The organism is Corynebacterium intestinale, from assembly GCF_023574125.1.
Taxonomy (GTDB): Bacteria; Actinomycetota; Actinomycetes; order Mycobacteriales; family Mycobacteriaceae; genus Corynebacterium; species Corynebacterium hesseae.
Genome location: NZ_JAMKFF010000019.1, coordinates 1 through 1,784, shown reverse-complemented (window position 1 = coordinate 1,784; position 1,784 = coordinate 1). Strand labels below are relative to the sequence as shown.

General features: G+C 53.3%; 1 protein-coding gene. It reads left to right on the top strand.

The window, feature by feature from the left end; genetic code table 11:
- Window positions 1-144: 144 nt before the first annotated feature.
- Window positions 145-1,641 carry an integrase core domain-containing protein gene (locus tag M5J06_RS12325; RefSeq protein WP_250224777.1) on the top strand — a complete coding sequence of 499 codons (1,497 nt, stop codon included), beginning with the start codon at window positions 145-147 and terminating at the stop codon, window positions 1,639-1,641.
- Window positions 1,642-1,784 lie beyond the last annotated feature (143 nt).

Genomic DNA, 1,784 nt, shown 5'->3' with positions numbered 1-1,784 from the left:
TGTGATGTCTATGGAGTTTTTGGACACGGAGTCTAATGGCTTTTTGGACGGGGAGTCCAGATAGTTTTTGGTCACGGAGTCCAAAGACTTCCTTGTCGTGATGTCTCAAGACTTTTTGGACAGTCGGTGGGTTGGAATACCAAGATGGCTATTTCAACCCATCTCCGCAAGAAAATAGCGGACTTCGACCCAGTAAGAGACGGACGAACCGTCACCCAATTCTGCAAGGATATTGGCGTATCTCGCCAAACCTATGCCAACATCAAACGCCGCGTTGAACAACGCGGCCGTGCAGGCATCCTGCCTGACTCCACCGCCCCGCATTCCCCAGCCAGAATCTACGATGATCACCTTCGTCAGAAAGTCATCACAGCTCGATCAGTGCTCAAGGCCCAGGGACGTGACTATGGCCCGTGGTCAATCTATTACTACCTCATTGATGACCTTGGTTTAGAGCACCCACCGGCACGGTCTACGATTGCGCTTTGGCTCCACGAAGCTGGTGTTGCTGAGGCCAATGCCCGTAAACGTCCTCGTAAAAGCTTTAAACGCTGGGCGCGCGATAAAGTCGATGAGCTGTGGCAACTCGACGGGTTTGTCTACCGACTCTTTGACACTCCACATACCCAGATCACTATCTACCAGCTGGTTGATGATGCCAGCCGGTTTGATCTGGGCTCACAAGCCTTCGCCGCCAAAGAAAACGGATTCGATGCTCGCACTACCTTGGCCGCAGCAATAGAAACGTATGGTCGCCCGCAGGAACTTTTGACCGATAACGGTGAAGCTTTTGCCACCTATCACCGGGGCCGATTGTCCGATACCGAGCGCTGGCTCGCCGCCCAAGGTATCTGGTCCATTGCAGGTTTTGGCCCGCAAACCCAAGGCAAAGATGAACGCTCGCATCAAACCATGACCAAGTTTCTCGATGCACGCCAACCTACGACACTTCAGCACGTCCAACAGCTGTTGGACGACTACCGCAAGTTTTACAACACCAGGCGCCGCCATCAAGGCCTGCTAGTCGGCAAAATGCACATCACTCCAGCCCAAGCCCGTGAGCACTTCGCCCACGCTCAATCCCCAACACAACCCATTGACCCGGATGTGCTGTGGGCCAAGATTGTGAAGTCATACCGGGATACACACTCAGAAAGCGCGATACACCACGAGCATCGTATCGAGAAGGTTAAAGAGGCGATGGTGCCGGTTGTGGGAGAAGTTGCAGCTTCTCCCACAACCATCGATGACGATAACGAACCAATCCAGCAAGAATCATCTCCTACCGTCAGTCCCACCGTAGACGGTCTATCCGCCCAGTCAAGCAACGCCTGGGGTATCCCCGACACACTGTGGATCAACAAAAGCGGAGTGGTGCGCATCCTGGGCTATGGATTCTATGTAGGACTCCGGTTTAAAAACCGGCTCATATACAGCCACGTTACCGATGACACCGCTGAGTTCTTCACTGATCATGATGGTGAAGCACTGTTTTCATTCCCACTGCCCATCAAGCTACTTGAGCGTCCAGCCGGCGGACAGATCAACATCGGGCATGTCGAAGGAATGTGGCACCGCCGGCCACCAGAGATCAAACCAATCCTGTCGCGTCCGCGCCCGTCGAGACGAAAGAAACCATAACCGGTAAGACGAGCTAGAGACTGTCCAAAAACACCAAAGACTCCCTGCCCAAAAAGCAGGGAGACTCCACGTCCAAAAAGTCATTGGACTCCTAGCCCAAAAAGTTACTGGACTCCGTGTCCAAAAAGCCCATGGACATAACA